A 17,276-nucleotide genomic window follows, 5' to 3' on the forward strand; every position below is an offset into this window, starting at 1 on the left:
GCCACCTGCCGGTGAAGCGGCAGGTCAGGCGGGGCGTGACAAGGGGCGGCCCGCGGCGGCGTGCGCCGGTGGCGCGGACTGACCGTCGCCGCCGTTCTCGTACGTCCGAAGGCGCTCGCGCAGCGCGTGCATGCGCAGGCTCGTCTCGTACAGATAGCGGACCTTCGTCCGCATCACCCACGGCTCGATCGGCTTCGCCACGTAGTCGGCGACGCCGAGCTCGAAGGCCTTGGCGGCGAGCTTGGTGTCCTGGCCCGCGCCGGTGATCAGCATGATCGGGATGTCCTGCGTCTGTTCGAGGCGCGTCATGTAGTGCGCGACCTCGAAGCCGCCGACGTCGGGCATCAGCACGTCGAGCAGGACCAGGCCGATGCCGCCGCGCAGCACCGCCTTGAGCGCGTCGTCCCCGGTCTTGGCCCGGTCGATCGGATAGCCGAGCGGGGCCAGCGCGCTCTCCATCGCGAAAAGGGTGTCGTCCCGGTCGTCGACGACGAGGATCTTCGGCCGTGCAGCGGTGGGCATCGCCAAGCGCCTCCCCTCGTCGGCACCGACAGCATATGCCCGAATCAACGGGAGGGAAGGGTCCGCTCAGTCCTCTCCGCGCACCAGATTCCAGTCCGTGTCACGGTCGTTGGCGCCACCGGGGGACTCGTGTCCGTCGCGTCGCGCGGGCCTGTAGATGCGGACCCTGCCCTTGACCTCGCGCTTGGTCTCTGCGGGGTACGGAGCGCGCTCCTTTGTGTTCATGATCGGATCACTCTCCGACCGAAATCCGAGGGAAATCGGTCGAGTTCGGTTGTAGACGGTTTCGTAGACGCCACGTGCGAGGCGGTCCCGCGGGCCTTCCCGACGGCCGGCTCAGCCGGTCTTCGGCGCCGGGTGGCGGGCGCAGTGCGTCGCGAACGGATGCCCGGCCGGGTCGGAGTACAGGCGCATCTCGTTCGGGCCGCGCGCGCCACGGGTCTCCAGCGGGCGGGCGCCCAGGCCGATGAGATGGCGCTCCACCTCGTCGAGGTCCTCCTGGTCGACCAGGAAGTCGAGATGGGCCTGCTGCGAGTCGTCGGGGCGCGGCCAGCTGGGCGGGGCGGCGTTCAGATCGCGGCGGAAGGCCATCCGCATGCCCTGCTCGCCGACGACGTCGATGCGGTTGCTGCCGGGCAGCGTATTGATCTCGCCGCCCAGCAACGTCCGGTAGAACTCGGCCAGTTCCTCCGGCTCCGCGCAGTCCAGGACCAGCACTCCCGCCCGCACCAGGCTCATGTCTCCTCCTTTGTCGCACCCCCGTGGCGCGTCGGGGCGCCGAGTACCCCGGGCGGGCGGCGCCAACCGGGTCTCCCCCGTCCCTGACCGGTCACGGGGGCTTCCGGGCGTCGGCAAGCGCGGCCGCTGACGTATTTTGGGGTTCGACCTGAGAACGGTGGGGCCTTGCGGGCAGGGGGAGCGGCAGTGGAAGCGCGGGAAGCGCAGGAAGCGTCGGGGGAGCGGGACGACACGGCCGAGCGGCTGCGAGCCATCCGCGACGAGCTGTCGGAGCGCTTCTACGAACGCGCCGACGTCGTACGGACCTTGATGACGGCGCTGCTCGCCGGGCAGCATTCCCTGGTGCTCGGGCCGCCCGGCACGGCGAAGTCCGAGCTGGCCCGCGAGCTCACCGGCCGGGTCGAGGGGGCGGCGTACTGGGAGATCCTGCTGTCCAAGTTCACGGCTCCCACCCGGATGTTCGGGCCCATCGACGTCGCCGCCCTGGCCCGCGGCGAGTACCGGCAGGTCTACGACGGCCGGGCCACGACCGCGCACATCGCGTTCATCGACGAGATCTTCAAGTGCTCCACCGCCGCCCTCAACGAGACACTGGGCTACCTCAACGAGCGGATCTACCACCCCGAGAACGGCGGCGCGCCGATCCACTGCCCGCTGATCGGCGCCATCACGGCCAGCAACGAACTGCCCGAGGGCGAGGACACCGCCGCGATCTACGACCGGCTCCTCGTACGGATCGAGGTCGGCTACCTGGAGGACCCCTCGAACTTCGCCGCCCTCGTCCGCTCGGCCGTCGGCGGCCGTTCAAAGGCCCCCGCGCGGACCACGATCCACCTGGCCGACCTGCAGCGGGCCGTGGCCGAGACCGTCCCCGCCGTGGACGTCCCCGACACCATCGTCGACGCGGTGTGCACACTGCGGGCCGCGCTGCGCCGCAAGGAACTCGTCGCCTCCGACCGGCGCTGGCGGCAGGCGGTCGCACTGCTCCAGGCCTCCGCGTACCTCGACGGCAGGACCGAGGTCGCCGAGACCGATCTGTCGGTGCTCACCCACGTCCTGTGGGACTCGCCCGCCCAGCGCCCGACCGTCGAGCGGGAGGTGCTGCACCTGGTCAACCCCGATGCCAAGGAGGCGCTCGACCTGGCCGACACCATCGATGAGCTGGAGACCCAACTCGACTCCATGGCCGGGCAGTCCCGCGAGGCGCTGAGCGACTGGGTCATCAAGAAGGCACACCACCAGCTCGCCTCGGCGGGGCAGCGCCTGGAGAAGCTCCGCGAGGAGGCGGCGGGCGCGGGCCGCTCCACCGCCGCCATCGACCGGGTCACGGGGCGCCGGCGCGCCGTCCGCGCCCGGATCCTCACCGAGGCCCTCGGCGTGGACGCCGGCATGGTGCGGGACGAGCCCTGAACGGGGTCGTGGTCGCGGACCGGTTCGACCGGCTGACATGGCGCGACACGTATGAACAGGCCGCCGGAGTACGGGAGTTGGCGGCGGAGCTGGCCGCACGCCACGAGTGTGCTGAGGATCTGCTCACCGATGTGTTCCTGGCCGCGTACAAGCCGCGGGTGCGGGTGCGTGAGCGTGCGGAGATGGCGCCCTCACGGCTGGTCAACCATGAGTTCGTGAGCGCGCTCGTGGAGTCACCAGAGTTCGGCGAGGTACGCCGGGACACCGTCGGCGACCCGTACGCCGCCGCCATGGCCCTGCTGGCGCAGGGGTCCGCGCTGCGGGGGCTGCTGGAGCGGGAGGCGCGGGAGCGACCGGACGAGACACCTCGCCGTGACGGGCAGGACACCGACGCGGCGGCGCCCGGCGCCCCAGGCGCCCCCGGCATCCGCGCGGCAGCCCACAGCGCCGCCGCGCAGGCCTCCCGCGCCGTACGGCAGGAGGCGTCCTTGATGCGGGCCTGGGGTGTCGGACCCGGCGAGCTGGAGCGGCTGCCGTTCGAGGAGCGCGCCCGGCTCGCCGAGCGGCTGCGCACCGGGCGGCTCGCCGAATGGGCCGAACTCATCGGCCGCTTCCGGCAGATGGCCGCCGGAGAACGCGCCCGCAAGGTGGAGAACACCACCGGGGAACTCGTCGGCGTCACCCTCGGCGACGACCTGTCCCGCGTCGTGCCCTCCGAACTCGCGGGGCTCGGTGTCCCCGCCCTGCGCGCGGTGTTCGCCGCCCGCTACGCCGCCGGCGAGCTGATGCTCTACGACAGCCGGGGCGAGCAGCCCACAGGGCGCGGCGCCGTCATCGCGTGCGTGGACACCTCGCACTCCATGTACGAGGCGGGGCCCGGCGGAGTCACCCGTGAGGTGTGGGCGAAGGCGTGCGCGCTCGCGCTGCTCGACCAGGCCCGCGCCGGCGGGCGCGACTTCGTCGGCATCCTGTTCTCCGCCGCCGACAAGGTGCGCGTCTTCCGCTTTCCCGCCGACCGGCCGGCGGGACTCGACACGACCATGGAGTTCGCGGAGACGTTCCTCGGCGGCGGCACCAGCTACCAGGCACCGCTGGGCGCCGCCCGCGACCTCCTTGAGCGGGAGTTCGACGACGCCGCCCGCGCCCGCGGCGACATCGTGCTGCTCACCGACGACGACTGCGGTGTCACCGAGGAGTGGATGCGCGGCTGGAACGCGGCCAAGCACCGCCTCGGCTTCCGCGTCTTCGGCGTGGCCGTCGGCGCGCCGCGCGCCGCCGAGAGCGACTCCGTCCTGAGCGCGCTGTGCGACAACCTCCGCTCGGTGGAGGACTTTACCGACGTGCACGCGGCCGCCGACCTGTTCCGCGTGATCTGACACCTGTTCCGCGTGATCTGACCCGGCCGGGATCACCGTTCATGGACCGGCTTCGGCGCGTTCACCACGTCCAGGAACACCTGGTCCGCCTCGGGCCAGCGGTCCCGCACCGCCCGCTTGACGCGTTCGAGGACCAGCTCCAGGCGCTCGCTCTCGATGCCAGGTGCGAGATCGATCCGCGCCGCGACCAGCGTCGAGTCCGTCCCCAGTTGCATCGTGTGCAGCGCCGCCACATTGTCGATCTCGGGCTGCGCGGCGAGGAGTTCGCGGATACCGCGGTACATCTCGGGGTCGCCCGCCTCACCGATCAACTGGTCGCGGGCGCTCCTGCCGAGCCGGTACGCCACGTAGACGAGCAGCATGCCGATGGAGAACGAGGCGGCCGCTTCCCACTCGATCCGGCCCGTCACCATGTGCAGCGCCATCCCGCCCGCCGCGAGGAGCACCCCGATCACCGCCGTGCCGTCCTCGGCGAGGACCGTACGCAGCGCGGGGTCGGAGCCGATGCCGTCGCCCGGCTGCACGCGCACCTGGTGCACGGCGCGGGCCAGCGAGCTGCCCTCCGCGAGCAGCGCCACACCGAGGACCACGAGCCCGGCGACGTACCCGCCGCGGGACTCCTCCTGGCCGCCCGACGTCAGCGCCTCGAACGCCTGGAAGAACGAGAAGCAGCCGCCCATCACGAAGATGCCGACGGCCGCGAGCAACGACCAGAAGAACCGCTCTTTGCCGTACCCGAACGGATGCCTGTGGTCGGCGGGCCGGCGACTGCGCCGCAACGCGGCCAGCAGGAACACCTCGTTGAGGCTGTCGGCCACCGAGTGCGCCGCCTCCGAGAGCAGCGCGGGCGACGCGGCGAAGAGACCGCCAACGGCCTTGGCCACGGCGATCAGAAGATTGGCGGCGAGCGCCACCAGGACGGTGATACGGGTCCTTCGGTCGTCTTCCTCGGAATTCTTCGCGGTCACGTCAACTCGCAGGGGGTGAGGGGAGTACGGGGGGAATTCTCGGGAACTCGGCGCCTCAAGGAGGTATTCACCGTGATTCCTGTTCTGCTGGTCCTGTTGCTCGCGCTGCTGCTTTTCGGCGCGGGGTTCGCCGTGAAACTGCTGTGGTGGGTGGCCATTGCCGTGCTGGTCGTGTGGCTGCTCGGATTCGTGATGCGCGGTACGACGGCGGGTGGATCGAGGTCGCGCTGGTATCGGTGGTGAGTAACCGAACCAGGTACCGATAAACCCGGGCACGAAACCTTTGAAGTGCCGTCCGAGCCGGCGGGAATGATCCGCGAAATACCGGCCCGGACGGCACTTGTGTCATGACACGGCGGGTTTCTCGGCGGGGTGCGGGGTTACCCGGAAGACCTGGCACGATCCACATCCCCGGGAGGACGGCATGCCCGAGTACGGCTACTTTCTGGCGTCGGAGGAATTCGGGCCGCACGAGCTCGTCGAACAGGCCCGGATGGCGGAACAGGCGGGGTTCGACTGCCTGTGGATCTCCGATCACTACCACCCGTGGAACGACGCTCAGGGGCAGAGCCCCTTCGTCTGGAACGTGCTCGGAGCCCTCGCGGAGGCCGTGTCGCTGCCCGTCGAGACCGCGGTCACCTGCCCCACCGTGCGCATCCATCCCGCCGTCCTCGCTCAGGCCGTCGCCACCAGCGCGGTGCAGCTGGAGGGCCGCTTCCGCTTCGGTGTCGGCACCGGGGAGGCGCTCAACGAACACATCCTCGGCGGGCCCTGGCCCTCCGCGCACGTGCGCATGGAGATGCTCGAAGAGGCCGTCACCGTGATCCGCAGGCTCCTCGAAGGCGGTGAGGTCACCCACCGCGGCGAGCACTACACGGTGGAGAACGCCCGTATCTACACACTCCCCGAAGGCCCCGTCCCGATCGACATCTCCGGCTTCGGCCCGCAGGCCACCGCGCTCGCCGCCCGCATCGGCGACGGCTACCTCACCATGAGCCCCGACGAGGAACTGGTCACCCAGTTCCGTAAGGGCGGAGGCGGTGCGAAACCCGTCGCCGGCGGCCTCAAGGTCTGCTACGGGCCCGACCGGGCGGAGTGCGTGCGCCGGGTGCACGGGCTGTGGGCCAGCCAGCTGCTTCCCGGCGAACTCGGCCAAGTGCTGCCCACGCCGCGCCACTTCGAGCAGGCCGAGACCCTCGTCACCGAGCGGATGGTCGACGGCGCGCTGCCCTGCGGCCCCGACGTCGACGAGCACGTGAGCGCCCTCGGCGCCTTCGCCCGGGCCGGCTTCGACCGTGTCTACGTCAACCAGATCGGGCCGGACCAGCAGGAGTTCTTCGACTTCTACCGGACGAAGGTGCTGCCGCAGCTCAAGAACGGCACACCCACCGGTGCGACCAGCGGCTCGGCGCAGTGAGGCACGGCGGACGACCATGACGACCGACACCCCGAAGTCCCCGAGCACCTGCCTTCCCGTCGAACGCCTCGACGCCAGCGCGTACACCGTGCCCACCGACGCCCCCGAGGCCGATGCCACCCTCGCCTGGGACAGCACGACGATCGTCTTCGTCGAGGCCAGGGCCTGCGGGCTCACCGGCGTCGGCTGGACCTACGCGCCCCCGGCCGCCGCCGATGTCGTCCGCGACCAACTCGCCCCGCGCGTCGAGGGACGCGACGCCTTCGACATCCCCGCCGCCCACGTGGCGCAGTGCCAGGGCATCCGCAACGCGGGCAGGCCCGGCATCGCGTCCTGCGCGATCTCCGCCGTCGACCTCGCCCTGTGGGACCTCAAGGCCCGCCTCATGGACCTCCCGCTCGTCCGCCTCCTCGGTGCGGCACGCGACACCGTCCCCGTCTACGGCAGCGGCGGCTTCACCACGTACCACGACAGCCACCTGGCCGCGCAGTTGAGCGGCTGGGTGCACGGTCAGCACATCCCCCAGGTCAAGATAAGGATCGGCGAGGCCTGCGGCCGGTCCGTGCCCCGCGACCTCCAAAGGGTCCGCAGCGCCCGCCAAGTCATCGGCGGGGACGCCGAGTTGTACGTCGACGCCAACGGCGGCTACAACCGCAAGCAGGCGATCCGCGTCGGCGAGGCGCTCGTCACCCACGGCGTCGGCTGGTTCGAGGAGCCCGTCTCCTCCGACGACCTCACCGGCCTGCGCCTCGTCCGCGACGCCCTCGTCTGCGACGTCACCGCCGGCGAATACGGCTATGACCTCCCGTACTTCGCCCGCATGATCGCCGCGGGCGCCGTCGACTGCCTCCAGGTCGATGTGACCCGCTGCGGAGGCATCACCGAATTCCTCCGCGCCGCCGCCCTCGCCCACGCCCACGGCCTGGAGATCTCGGCCCACTGCGCCCCGCACGCCCATGCGGACGTGGCGGCGGCGATCCCGAACCTCCGCCACGTCGAGTGGTTCCACGACCACGTCCGGATCGAGTCGATGTTCTTCGCGGGCGTCCTGGACCCCTCGGGCGGCACGGTACGTCCGGGCCAGAACGGCCCGGGCAACGGCTTGGTCCTGAGGAGCGAGGAGGTGGAGGAGTACCGGGTGGCTTGAGCCATGGGCGCCCCTGTGGCGATTGAGCAGCGGGGCCCGGTTTGGGGTTCGCCGATCCGGCTACTCGCATCGAAGCCGTACGTCCCCTGGAAAGGAGCCGGGCCGGTGACCTCCCTGGCGAAGTACCCGCATCCCTACGCCGAGGACCCCACGGGCGCCGACCGTGCCCTGATGACCGAACCGCCCAAGGACGACCTCGTCCGCTTCCTGGAGGACCGCTTCGCCTGCGCGCAGTCCTGCACGGAGTGCGCCCGCGCCTGCGCCCTGCTCGTCAGCTCCACCGACCTGGGCCCCGCCGCCCCGCAGGTGCACGGCCCCGTGCACTCGGTGCCGAACGAGGGCCCGGAACAGGCCGAGGCGCCGCACGGCCTGCGGCGCGCGCTGCTGCTCAGCGTCGAGGTGTGCGACGCGACCTGCCGGCTGCTGTCGGAGGAGGCGCTCCAGGACGAGTACGGGATCCGGCTCCAGGTCGAGTGGTGCCGGGCCGTCACCCTGGAGTGCGCGCACTACTGCGACCGCACGGGCGGCGCGGCCGACTGCGCCGAACAGTGCCGGGCCTGCGCGCGGGCGTGCACGGACTTCCTCGCGACCCTCGGCTGACGTTCCATCAGATCCTGCGGTCCACGGCATTCCCTATTTCTGGAACGCGTTCTACTGTGTGCGCCGTCAGGCTGGCACAAGCCGGCTCCCGGACCACGCAGTCGACCGCCAGGAGGGGCCGTGCACCTCGAATACACGCCCGAGCAGCAGCAGTTGCGCACCGAGCTGCGCGCCTACTTCGCCGAGCTCGTGCCAGAGAACGCGTACGCGCGATACGAGGACCCGGCCGCGCAGAAGCGGTTCTACCGGGAGACGGTGCGCCGGCTCGGCAGCGACGGCTGGCTCGGCGTGGGCTGGCCGAAGGAGTACGGCGGCCGTGGCCTGTCCCCGATGGAACAGTTCATCTTCTTCGACGAGGCCGCGCAGGCGGGCGTGCCGCTGCCGCTGATGGCACTGAACACCGTCGGTCCGACGATCATGCAGTTCGGGACCGACGAGCAGAAGGAGTTCTTCCTTCCGAAGATCCTCTCCGGCGAGCTCGACTTCGCGATCGGCTACAGCGAGCCCGACGCGGGCACGGACCTGGCGGCGCTGAAGACCCGCGCGGTCCGCGAGGGCGACGAGGCCACCGGCCACTACACGGTCAACGGCCAGAAGATCTGGACGACCAACGGGGACACGGCCGACTGGGTCTGGCTCGCCGTCCGCACCGACCCGGACGCGCCCCCGCACAAGGGCATCACCATGCTGCTCGTCCCGACGTCCGACCCCGGCTACTCCTGCACCGTCATCAACACCCTCGCCTCGCACGACACCACGGCCAGCTACTACGAGAACATCCGCGTCCCGGTCTCCCGCCGGGTCGGCGAGGAGAACAAGGGCTGGCGCCTGATCACCAACCAGCTCAACCACGAACGCGTCACGCTGGCCGCCCACGGCACCATGGCGATCCGCGCCCTGCACGACGTGCAGCGCTGGGCCATGGACACGAAACTCGCCGACGGCCGCCGCGTCATCGACCTCGGCTGGGTCAGGAAGCGCCTCGCCCAGACCCACACCAAGCTCGACGCGATGAAGCTCCTCAACTGGCAGATGGTGAACGCCGTTCAGCAGGGCACCCTCCTCCCGCAGGACGCCTCCGCCGTCAAGGTCTACGGCTCCGAGGCCCGCCGGGACGCGTACGCCTGGCTGATGGAAGTGGTGGGCGCGGCGGGTGCGCTCAAGGAGGGCAGCGCGGGCACCGTCCTGCACGGAGAGCTGGAACGCGGCTACCGGTCGGCGGTCATCTTCACCTTCGGTGGCGGGAACAACGAGATTCAGCGGGAGATCATCTCGTGGATCGGCCTGGGGATGCCGAGGGTGCGGCGCTGAGCGGGTCCAGGGCGATCCGGGCACGAACGGGAAGGTGGTCACTGCCGGTCGAGGGCAGGGGGCGGATACGGCCGACATTCGCCGAGCGGGCCATGATCTGGTCGATCCGGGCCACGGGGAACGCGGCGGGGTAACTGAACGCGAGCCCACGGTCCGGCACGTCCAGTTGTGAGGTCAGCGGGGTGAGGCCGCGGTCGTCGACCGTGCCGTTGAAGTCGCCGAGGACGAGCACCGTGTCCGTCTTCTCGGCGGCGACCTCCGCGCCGAGTTTGCGGGCGCTCTCGTCCCGCCACCGCGACGCCAGGCCACTCGCGCCGATCCGTATCGAGGGCAGGTGGGCGACGTACACGGCGATGTCGCGCTGCGGGGCCTCGACGACGGCGCGCAGGCCGCGGTTCCACGGCTCCGTGATCCCGGCGGGCTTGATGTCCGCGGCCCGGACGCCCGTGAGCGGGTACTTCGACCAGAGCCCGACCGTGCCGACCACCGCGTGGTGCGGATGGCTCCCCGCCAGCCCGCGCTCGTACACCGCGCGGGCCTTCGGCAGCAGCTCCTCCAGGGCGATGAGGTCGGGGAACGCCGCGGACAGTTCGCTTGCCGTGCCCCGCGGGTCGGTGTTCTCGTCGCTGACGTTGTGCTGCACCACGACAAGGTCGTGCCCGTCGGACCGGGGCTCGGGCAGCAGTACGCCGTATTGATGGGCCCAGACCGCCGTCGGCACCAGCAGGGTCAGCATCGCGAGCGGTGCGCGGCGCAGCAGCGCCAGGCCGAAGAGGACGACCAGGACCAACCAGCACCACGGCAGGAACGACTCCACCAGGCTCCCCAGGCGCCCCGGCGTGTTCGGTATCCGCCGGTGGAAGAGGAGGACGAGCGTGGTCAGGGCGGCGAGCGCCGCGAGCACCCGGCCGCGACGCCAGGGCGGGCGTCTGTCGCCCCCATCGTCCGTGGCAGCGGTCGTTCCGTCGGCCCGCTCGCTCATGTCGCCCCGTCCACTCGCCCGTTGTCCGTGCCCTTGTCCGTGCCTGTTCCCTGATCCTCAGGACGAGTCCGCCGTTGATCGGGTTCCGCCCCGGCCCCTGTGCGTACGCTGCGAACAGGAGGTGCTGTGCGACATGAGCGAAGCGGACCCCGGGCTCTTCGGACCCGACTCGGTGACCTGGCAGCTGCACGCCGACCCCATGATGTGGATCGCGGGCGTGCGCGCCCTGTACTTCCAGGCGCTGCACCCGCGCGCCGTGCGCGGCGTCATGCAGAACTCCGACTTCCGGCGCGACGCCTGGGGCCGGCTGATGCGGACCGCGAGCTTCGTCGGCACGACGACGTACGGGACGAGCGAGGCCGCCGAGGAGGCCGGCGCGCGCGTGCGGCGGATCCACAGCCACCTGGGGGTGACCGACCCGGACACGGGGGAGCGCTATGGCGTCGACGAACCGAGCTGCTGCTGTGGGTGCACTGCGCCGAGATCGACTCCTATCTGCACGTCGCGCGCCGCTCCGGCTTCCGCCTCACCGGGGCGCAGGCCGACCGGTACGTCGCAGAGCACCGGACCAGCGCCCGGCTCGTCGGCCTCGACCCGGCGCAGGTTCCCGGCAGCCGCGCGGAGTTGGCGGCCTACTTCGAGTCCGTACGGCCGGAGCTGGCCGCCGGGCCCGAGGCCCGCGACGTCGACGACTTTCTGCAGCGGCCGCCCACCCACCTGTTGCTGATCCCGGCGCGCGAAGCCCTCTGGCGGCGCGTGGCCAACCTGGCGTACGCCTCTCTGCCGCCGTACGCCCACGAGCTGTACGGCAGACGGGCCCCCGAACCGGCCGCCGTCACACGCCGGTTGCGCGCCACGGGCACCACGCTGCGCCTGATTCCCACCCGTGTGCGCTGGCAACTCCCGCCCAAACACATCCTGCGCGCCATGGGGAGACTCGGTGCCGACGCCCGCCCCGCCCCGTACAAAGTCGACAGAGGGGAAGCCATACTGGACGGGCCGGGGAGGGCATAGCGACGCGACGGGGGCGACGGCGGGAGATGCCAGGGGTGGGGGAGACGCGGGACGTCAGGCTGATCCACGGGCGGTATCAGCTGCTCGACCTGATCGGCCGGGGCGGCATGGGCGAGGTCTGGCGGGCGCGCGACGAGTCGCTCGGCCGGCATGTCGCCGTGAAGTGCCTCAAGCCGATCGGGCCCGAGCGCGACCAGACCTTCACCCGCATCCTGCGGGAGCGCTTCCGCAGGGAGGCGCGGGTCGCCGCCGCGCTCCAGCACCGGGGCATCACGGTCGTGCACGACTTCGGTGAGTACGAGGGCATCCTCTATCTCGTCATGGAGCTGCTCGACGGGAAGAACCTCAGCCAGCTCCTCGACGAGAACAGGCACCACCCGCTGCCCGTCGACGACATCGTCGACATGGCCGAACAGGTCGCGTCCGCCCTCGCCTACACCCACGAACAGGGCGTCGTGCACCGGGACCTGAAGCCCGCGAACATCATGCGGCTCGGCGACGGCACCGCCAAGATCTGCGACTTCGGCATCGCCCGGCTCGGCCACGACATCGGGTTCACCGCACGCCTCACCGGCACCGGAATCGCCATGGGCACTCCGCACTACATGTCGCCCGAGCAGATCGGGGGCGACCCGGTCGATGAGCGCAGCGACCTGTACTCGCTGGGATGTGTGCTCTACGAGGTCGCCACGGGAGCCCCGCCGTTCGACCTGGAGGACGCGTGGTCCGTGCTCGTCGGGCACCGCGACACGGAGCCCGAGGCGCCCCGCGGGCACCGGCCCGAGCTGCCCGGCTATCTCGACCGGATCATCCTGGACCTGCTGGCCAAGGACCCGGGGGAACGGCCGCGTGACGCGCGGGAGCTGGGGCGCCGGATCACGGAAGGCGTGCGGCGCGGACGCGGCACGTACGTGCCGACGGTGCGGGCGCCACAGATCGAGCCGCGCACCGGCGCGCCCGTACGGCAGCCGGAGCAGCCCGGGTCCCGCGAACCCCGGCTGCCCTCCTGGACCCGCGGCATGACCACGGGCCACAAGGCCACCGGAGGCCCCGGCCCGCGCGTCACACCCCCGGACACCGCGGCCGGGCTCTCCGGCGAGTGGATCGCGCGCGACGCGGACCGTACCCCGGTCGCGCCGGAGGCGGCCCCACGCCCCACGCCCGCCCCGGAACTGCTCGCCACCCTCGTCTCCCGGCACAACGCGGGGCTCAGTCTCGGCCGACTCGAACGCTGGGCGGAGGCGGGCGAGGTGCACCGCTCGGTCGCCGCCGAGCGGGAGTACGCCCTCGGCCCGGACCACCCCGACACCCTCGCCAGCCGCTACGAGGTCGCCTTCACCCTCAGCCGCACCGGACGGCCCGCCGACGCGCTGCGCGAGTACCGCGGTGTCGTCGAGGGGCGCGAGCGGGTGCTCGGCCCCGAGCACCCCGACACGCTCGGGGCGCGGCAGGAGGTCGCGTACGTCCTGGGGAAGCTGGGGCGGCACTTCGAGGCGCACCAGGTGTACAGCACCGTGCTCGCCGCCCGGGAGCGGGCCATGGGGCCCGAGCACCCGGACACGCTGCGCTGCCGCCACAACCTCGCCTTCAACCTCAGCAGGCTCGGACGCCTGGAGGACTCGTACCGGATGGCGGACGAGGTCGCCGACGCGCGCGCCCGCGTGCTCGGCGCCGACCACCCAGACACGCTCGTCACCCGCTGCGAGGTCGGCTACGCGCTGGGGCAGTTGGGGCGGTGGAGCGCGGCCCTGCGGACGTATCAGGAGGTCGCCCGGGTCCGGGCGCGCGCCCTCGGCGTCGACCACCCGGACACCCTCGCCGCCCGCTACGAAGTGGGGATCAGCCTCGGCCGCCTCGGCCGCAGCGCGGAGGCCCTGACGCTCTACCGCGACCTGATCGAGGACCGTACGCGGGTCAGCGGGCCGCACCACCCCGAGACGCTGCGCGCCCGGCACGGGCTCGGCGTCAACCTCGGGCGGATGGCCCGCTGGGAGGAGGCCCTCGCGGAGGCCCGCGACGTGTGCGCGATCCGCGGGCGGGTGCTCGGCGCCGACCACCCCGACACGCTCGTCAGCCGCCGCGAGGTCGCCGTCGGCCTCGGCTGGCTCGGCCGCTGGCAGGACGCCCTCGGCGAGTACCGCGCGGTGTCCACCGCCCGCGAGCGCGTCCTCGGCGAGGCCCACGCCAGCACCCTCGCCAGCCGCAACGACGAGGCCCACTGCCTGGAGCAGCTCGGCCGCACGGCGGACGCGGTCGCCCTCTACCGCAGAGTGGCGGCGCTGCGCCAACAGGGCGCGCCTGGTGCATGAGCACGGGCCCGCCCGGCGTGTGGGCACGGGTGAGCCGGGTGCGTGAGCACGGGCCCGCCCGGCGTGTGACCACGGGCGAGCCGGGCGTGTGACCACGAGCGAGCCGGGCGTGTGGGCACGGGCCCGCCCGGCACGTGGGCACGGGCCCGCCCGGCTCGTGACCACGGCCCCGCCCGGCGCGTGACCACCGGCCCGCCCTCTGGTCCACCGCGCGTGGCCCGTGTTACCAAGGGCCATGCCCGCACATGATCTCCGCGCCCGCTACGACACGGTCGTCGTCGGCGGCGGACACAACGGCCTGGTGGCCGCCGCCTACCTCGCCCGCGCCGGACAGTCCGTCGCCGTCGTCGAACGCCTCGGCAACACCGGCGGGGCCGCCGTCTCCACCCGCCCGTTCCCGGGCGTCGACGCCCGCCTCTCCCGCTACTCGTACCTCGTCAGCCTGCTGCCCAAGAAGATCGTGGCCGACCTGGGGCTCCGCTTCGCGACCGCGACCCGCGACGTCTCCTCGTACACCCCGACCTTCCGCGACGGGCGGCCGACGGGCCTGCTCGTCGGTGGGGGAGAGGAGCGCACCCGTGCCGCGTTCCGCGAACTCACCGGCGGTGAGCGGGAGTTCGAGGCGTGGACCCGCTTCTACGAGACGAACCGGCGGGTTGCGGAACGGGTCTTCCCGACGCTCACCGAGCCCCTCCCGAGCCGCAAGGCGCTCCGCGCGCGGGTCGGCGACGAGGATGCCTGGCGGCTGCTGTTCGAGGACCCCATCGGCGTCGGCATCGAGGAGCACTTCACCGACGACCTGGTGCGGGGTGTCGTCCTCACCGACGCCCTGATCGGCACCTTCGCCGACGCCCACGACCCGTCCCTCGCCCAGAACCGCTGCTTCCTTTACCACGTGATCGGCAACGGCACGGGCGACTGGGACGTCCCCGTCGGCGGCATGGGCGCCCTCACGGACGCGCTCGCCGCCGCGGCCCGCTCGGCCGGCACCGACCTGGTCACCGGGCACGAGGTGACCCGGATCGAGACGGACGGCACCGAGGCCGAAGTCACGTACAGGACCGCCGAATCCGAGGGCACCGTCGCCGCCCGCGACGTCCTCGTCAACGCGTCACCGCAGGACCTCGCCCGGCTCATCGGCGACGCCCCGCCGGCCCCCGCGGAGGGCGCCCAGCTCAAGGTGAACATGCTGCTGAAGCGGCTGCCGCGCCTGAAGGACACCTCCGTCGACCCGCGCGAGGCGTTCGCCGGGACCTTCCATGTCGCGGAGGGGTACGGCCAGTTGGCGACCGCGCACGCCGAGGCCGCCGCGGGCTCCCTGCCGAGCGCGCCGCCCTCCGAGATCTACTGCCACTCGCTGACCGACCCGACGATCCTCGCCCCGGACCTGGTCGAACGCGGCTACCAGACGCTCACCCTCTTCGGCCTGCACACCCCGGCCCGGCTCTTCGCCGCCGACAACGACGCGGCCCGCGCGGACCTGCTGAAGGCCACGCTCGCCCAGCTCGACACCCATCTCGCCGAACCGATCGAGGACTGCCTCGCGCCCGATGGCGACGGCCGCCCCTGCATCGAGGCGAAGACCCCGCTCGACCTGGAGCGGGACCTGCGGCTGCCCGGCGGCAACATCTTCCACCGGGAGCTCTCGTTCCCGTACGCCTCGGAAAGCACCGGCCGTTGGGGCGTGGAGACGGGCCACGCGAACGTCCTGCTGTGCGGCGCGGGCGCCGTGCGCGGCGGCGGGGTCAGCGGGATTCCGGGGCACAACGCCGCGATGGCGGTGCTCGGCCACTGACCCCACGAGCACGCGCGTAGAAGCTAGTCCTGCGAGGCGGTCCAGCCCTTCGCCTCGATGCGGGACGAGTCCGCCGGGCGTGCCTCGTCGAACGCCACCGCGTCCCCGTCGAGGACGCGGATGCCGTCGACGTAGGCGCCCCGGCCGACGTACAGCTGGTCCGTCGCGTAGCGCCAGCGGAGCCGGAGCGGCGCCGTGGCGAAGGGACCCAGGTCGGCGGTGAGTCGGTGCCAGGTGCGGTCGGCGTAGCCGTCGACCGCACCGGACGGGTGGGCGTCGGAGCGGCCCGTGGTGAACGGCAGCGGTGTCCAGTTCCTTCCGCCGTCCGTCGACGTCTCCAGGAACAGGAAGTCGGAGTGCGGCTCCGTGTCCCACCACAGGTCACAGGCAAGTCGGGCCTTCTCCGATGCGAGGCGCAGATCCGGCAGCGTCAGCGTCGCCGACGTGGCGCTCGCCATGCCGGAGAACCAGGCGGTCCGGCCGTGCTTGGGGCGCACCGCGACCGCGCGCGCCATGTTGTTGCCCGCGGCGACCCGGGGAGCGGATCCGGATCGCCAACTGCGCACGGGGTGCACGGAGTTGCCGAGGACGATGAGGAACGAGTCGGTCGTCGGGTCGAGCACGAGCGAGGTGCCGGTGAACCCGGTGTGGCCCGCCGTGCGCGGCGTCGCCATCGCGCCCATGTACCAGTGCTGGTAGAGCTCGAAGCCGAGGCCGTGCTCGTCACCGGGGAAGTCCGTGTTGAAGTTGGTGAACATCAGGTCCACGGACTTCTGGGACAGGATCCTGGCCTTGCCGTAGCTCCCGCCGTTGAGCAGCGTGCGGCCGAGCACCGCCATGTCCCAGGCGCAGGAGAAGACGCCCGCGTGGCCCGCGACACCGCCGAACGCGTACGCGTTCTCGTCGTGCACCTCGCCCCACACCAGGCCCCGGTCCAGGCCCGACCAGGGCGCGCGGGCGTCCTCGGTCGCCGCGACCTTGGGCTTCCAGGAGGCGGGCGGGTTGTAGCGGGTGCGGGTCATGCCGAGCGGCCCCGTGATCCGCTCGGGCAGCAGCACGTCCAGGCGCTTGCCGGTGAGCTTCTCGACGACGAGCTGGAGCGTGATGAGGTTGAGGTCCGAGTACAGGTACGTGGTGCCCGCCGGGTTGATCAGCGCCTCCTTCCACAGGAGGGCGAGCCGCGCGTCGTGCTCGGACTCCTTGTAGAAGGCGAGGAAGGGCCTGAACCCGGAGGTGTGCGTGAGGAGTTGGCGGATCGTCACGTCCTGCTTGCCGCCGCCGGTGAACTCGGGCAGGTACGTGACGACCTTCGCCTCCAGCTCCAGCGCGCCGCGCTCCATCTCCTGCACGGCCAGGATCGACGTGAACAGCTTGGAGATCGAGGCGAGGTCGAAGACGGTGTCGTCGGCCATGTCGATCTGCTGGTCCGCGGGGAACTCCACGCCCGTGTCGGTGGCGTCGTCGTAGTGGGAGTAGCGCACCGCCTTGCCGATCGGCTGGTGCAGCGCGACCGTGCCGCCGCGGCCCGCGAGCAGCACCGCGCCCGCGTACCAGGGGTGCTTCGGTGAGGGGCTGAGGAACTTCTCGGCGTCGGCGACGAGTTGGCGCAGGTGGCCGGCGAGCAGGCCCGCGCGCTCGGGGGAGCCGCGCCGCAGGGTCGGCCGGGCCGCCGCTGCCTCGGTGGCGG

General features: G+C 72.1%; 15 protein-coding genes and 1 pseudogene. 10 read left to right on the forward strand and 6 right to left on the reverse strand.

Annotated elements, in window-relative coordinates; genetic code table 11:
• Positions 1–24: 24 nt before the first annotated feature.
• The 3 genes from OKJ99_RS40410 to OKJ99_RS40420 all read right to left on the reverse strand — a co-directional run bounded on the left by OKJ99_RS40410 (position 25) and on the right by OKJ99_RS40420 (position 1,260).
• Positions 25–522 carry a response regulator gene (locus OKJ99_RS40410; protein WP_326023495.1) on the reverse strand — a complete coding sequence of 166 codons (498 nt, stop codon included), beginning with the start codon at positions 520–522 and terminating at the stop codon, positions 25–27.
• A 66-nt stretch (positions 523–588) separates the two neighbouring features.
• Positions 589–747 (reverse strand): hypothetical protein, encoded by a 159-nt coding sequence (locus OKJ99_RS40415; protein WP_326023496.1) that lies wholly within the window; start codon positions 745–747, stop codon positions 589–591.
• Between the two features lie 111 nt (positions 748–858).
• Positions 859–1,260, reverse strand: coding sequence for a VOC family protein (locus OKJ99_RS40420; RefSeq protein ID WP_326023498.1), 402 nt, complete (start codon positions 1,258–1,260; stop codon positions 859–861).
• A gap of 186 nt (positions 1,261–1,446) precedes the next feature.
• Between OKJ99_RS40420 and OKJ99_RS40425 the strand changes: the two genes are divergently transcribed.
• Both OKJ99_RS40425 and OKJ99_RS40430 read left to right on the forward strand, forming a co-directional pair.
• A complete protein-coding gene (locus tag OKJ99_RS40425; protein ID WP_326023499.1) occupies positions 1,447–2,670 on the forward strand; it encodes an AAA family ATPase in 1,224 nt (407 codons plus the stop codon).
• Positions 2,671–2,678: 8 nt separating this feature from the next.
• A complete protein-coding gene (locus tag OKJ99_RS40430) occupies positions 2,679–4,046 on the forward strand; it encodes a VWA domain-containing protein (RefSeq protein ID WP_326023501.1) in 1,368 nt (455 codons plus the stop codon).
• Positions 4,047–4,078: 32 nt separating this feature from the next.
• Here OKJ99_RS40430 and OKJ99_RS40435 read toward each other — a convergent pair whose 3' ends face one another.
• Complete coding sequence (locus tag OKJ99_RS40435) at positions 4,079–5,014, reverse strand: cation diffusion facilitator family transporter (protein WP_326023503.1); 936 nt, start codon at positions 5,012–5,014, stop codon at positions 4,079–4,081.
• A gap of 72 nt (positions 5,015–5,086) precedes the next feature.
• Between OKJ99_RS40435 and OKJ99_RS40440 the strand changes: the two genes are divergently transcribed.
• The 5 genes from OKJ99_RS40440 to OKJ99_RS40460 all read left to right on the forward strand — a co-directional run bounded on the left by OKJ99_RS40440 (position 5,087) and on the right by OKJ99_RS40460 (position 9,489).
• Entirely contained in the window at positions 5,087–5,257 is a 171-nt protein-coding gene (locus tag OKJ99_RS40440) for a hydrophobic protein (RefSeq protein ID WP_326023505.1), read from the forward strand.
• Positions 5,258–5,438: 181 nt separating this feature from the next.
• Positions 5,439–6,431, forward strand: a complete 993-nt coding sequence (locus OKJ99_RS40445; RefSeq protein ID WP_326023506.1) for an LLM class F420-dependent oxidoreductase — start codon at positions 5,439–5,441, stop codon at positions 6,429–6,431.
• A gap of 16 nt (positions 6,432–6,447) precedes the next feature.
• The gene (locus OKJ99_RS40450) at positions 6,448–7,578 is read left to right on the forward strand and encodes an enolase C-terminal domain-like protein (RefSeq protein ID WP_326023508.1); all 1,131 of its coding nucleotides are present in this window, start codon (positions 6,448–6,450) and stop codon (positions 7,576–7,578) included.
• A 171-nt stretch (positions 7,579–7,749) separates the two neighbouring features.
• The gene (locus tag OKJ99_RS40455; protein WP_326023513.1) at positions 7,750–8,178 is read left to right on the forward strand and encodes a ferredoxin; all 429 of its coding nucleotides are present in this window, start codon (positions 7,750–7,752) and stop codon (positions 8,176–8,178) included.
• A 120-nt stretch (positions 8,179–8,298) separates the two neighbouring features.
• Positions 8,299–9,489 carry an acyl-CoA dehydrogenase family protein gene (locus tag OKJ99_RS40460; protein WP_326023509.1) on the forward strand — a complete coding sequence of 397 codons (1,191 nt, stop codon included), beginning with the start codon at positions 8,299–8,301 and terminating at the stop codon, positions 9,487–9,489.
• On the opposite strand, the gene OKJ99_RS40465 is transcribed toward OKJ99_RS40460, so the two are convergent.
• Positions 9,446–10,471: an endonuclease/exonuclease/phosphatase family protein gene (locus OKJ99_RS40465; protein WP_326023510.1), complete on the reverse strand. Its 1,026-nt coding sequence runs from the start codon at positions 10,469–10,471 to the stop codon at positions 9,446–9,448. The two genes, OKJ99_RS40460 and OKJ99_RS40465, sit on opposite strands and share 44 nt — an antisense overlap.
• 133 nt (positions 10,472–10,604) lie before the next feature.
• Here OKJ99_RS40465 and OKJ99_RS40470 point away from each other — a divergent pair.
• From OKJ99_RS40470 to OKJ99_RS40480, 3 genes and pseudogenes are all read left to right on the forward strand, one after another.
• Positions 10,605–11,485, forward strand: a pseudogene (locus OKJ99_RS40470) (oxygenase MpaB family protein).
• 26 nt (positions 11,486–11,511) lie between these two features.
• Positions 11,512–13,794 (forward strand): serine/threonine-protein kinase, encoded by a 2,283-nt coding sequence (locus tag OKJ99_RS40475; protein ID WP_326023511.1) that lies wholly within the window; start codon positions 11,512–11,514, stop codon positions 13,792–13,794.
• A 235-nt stretch (positions 13,795–14,029) separates the two neighbouring features.
• Positions 14,030–15,589, forward strand: a complete 1,560-nt coding sequence (locus tag OKJ99_RS40480) for a phytoene desaturase family protein (protein WP_326023512.1) — start codon at positions 14,030–14,032, stop codon at positions 15,587–15,589.
• Positions 15,590–15,612: 23 nt separating this feature from the next.
• Here OKJ99_RS40480 and OKJ99_RS40485 read toward each other — a convergent pair whose 3' ends face one another.
• On the reverse strand, positions 15,613–17,244 hold the full coding sequence (locus OKJ99_RS40485) for a serine hydrolase (RefSeq protein ID WP_326023514.1): 1,632 nt from the start codon (positions 17,242–17,244) through the stop codon (positions 15,613–15,615).
• Positions 17,245–17,276: the final 32 nt, after the last annotated feature.

This window comes from Streptomyces endophyticus (assembly GCF_035798155.1).
Classification (GTDB): domain Bacteria; phylum Actinomycetota; class Actinomycetes; order Streptomycetales; family Streptomycetaceae; genus Streptomyces; species Streptomyces endophyticus.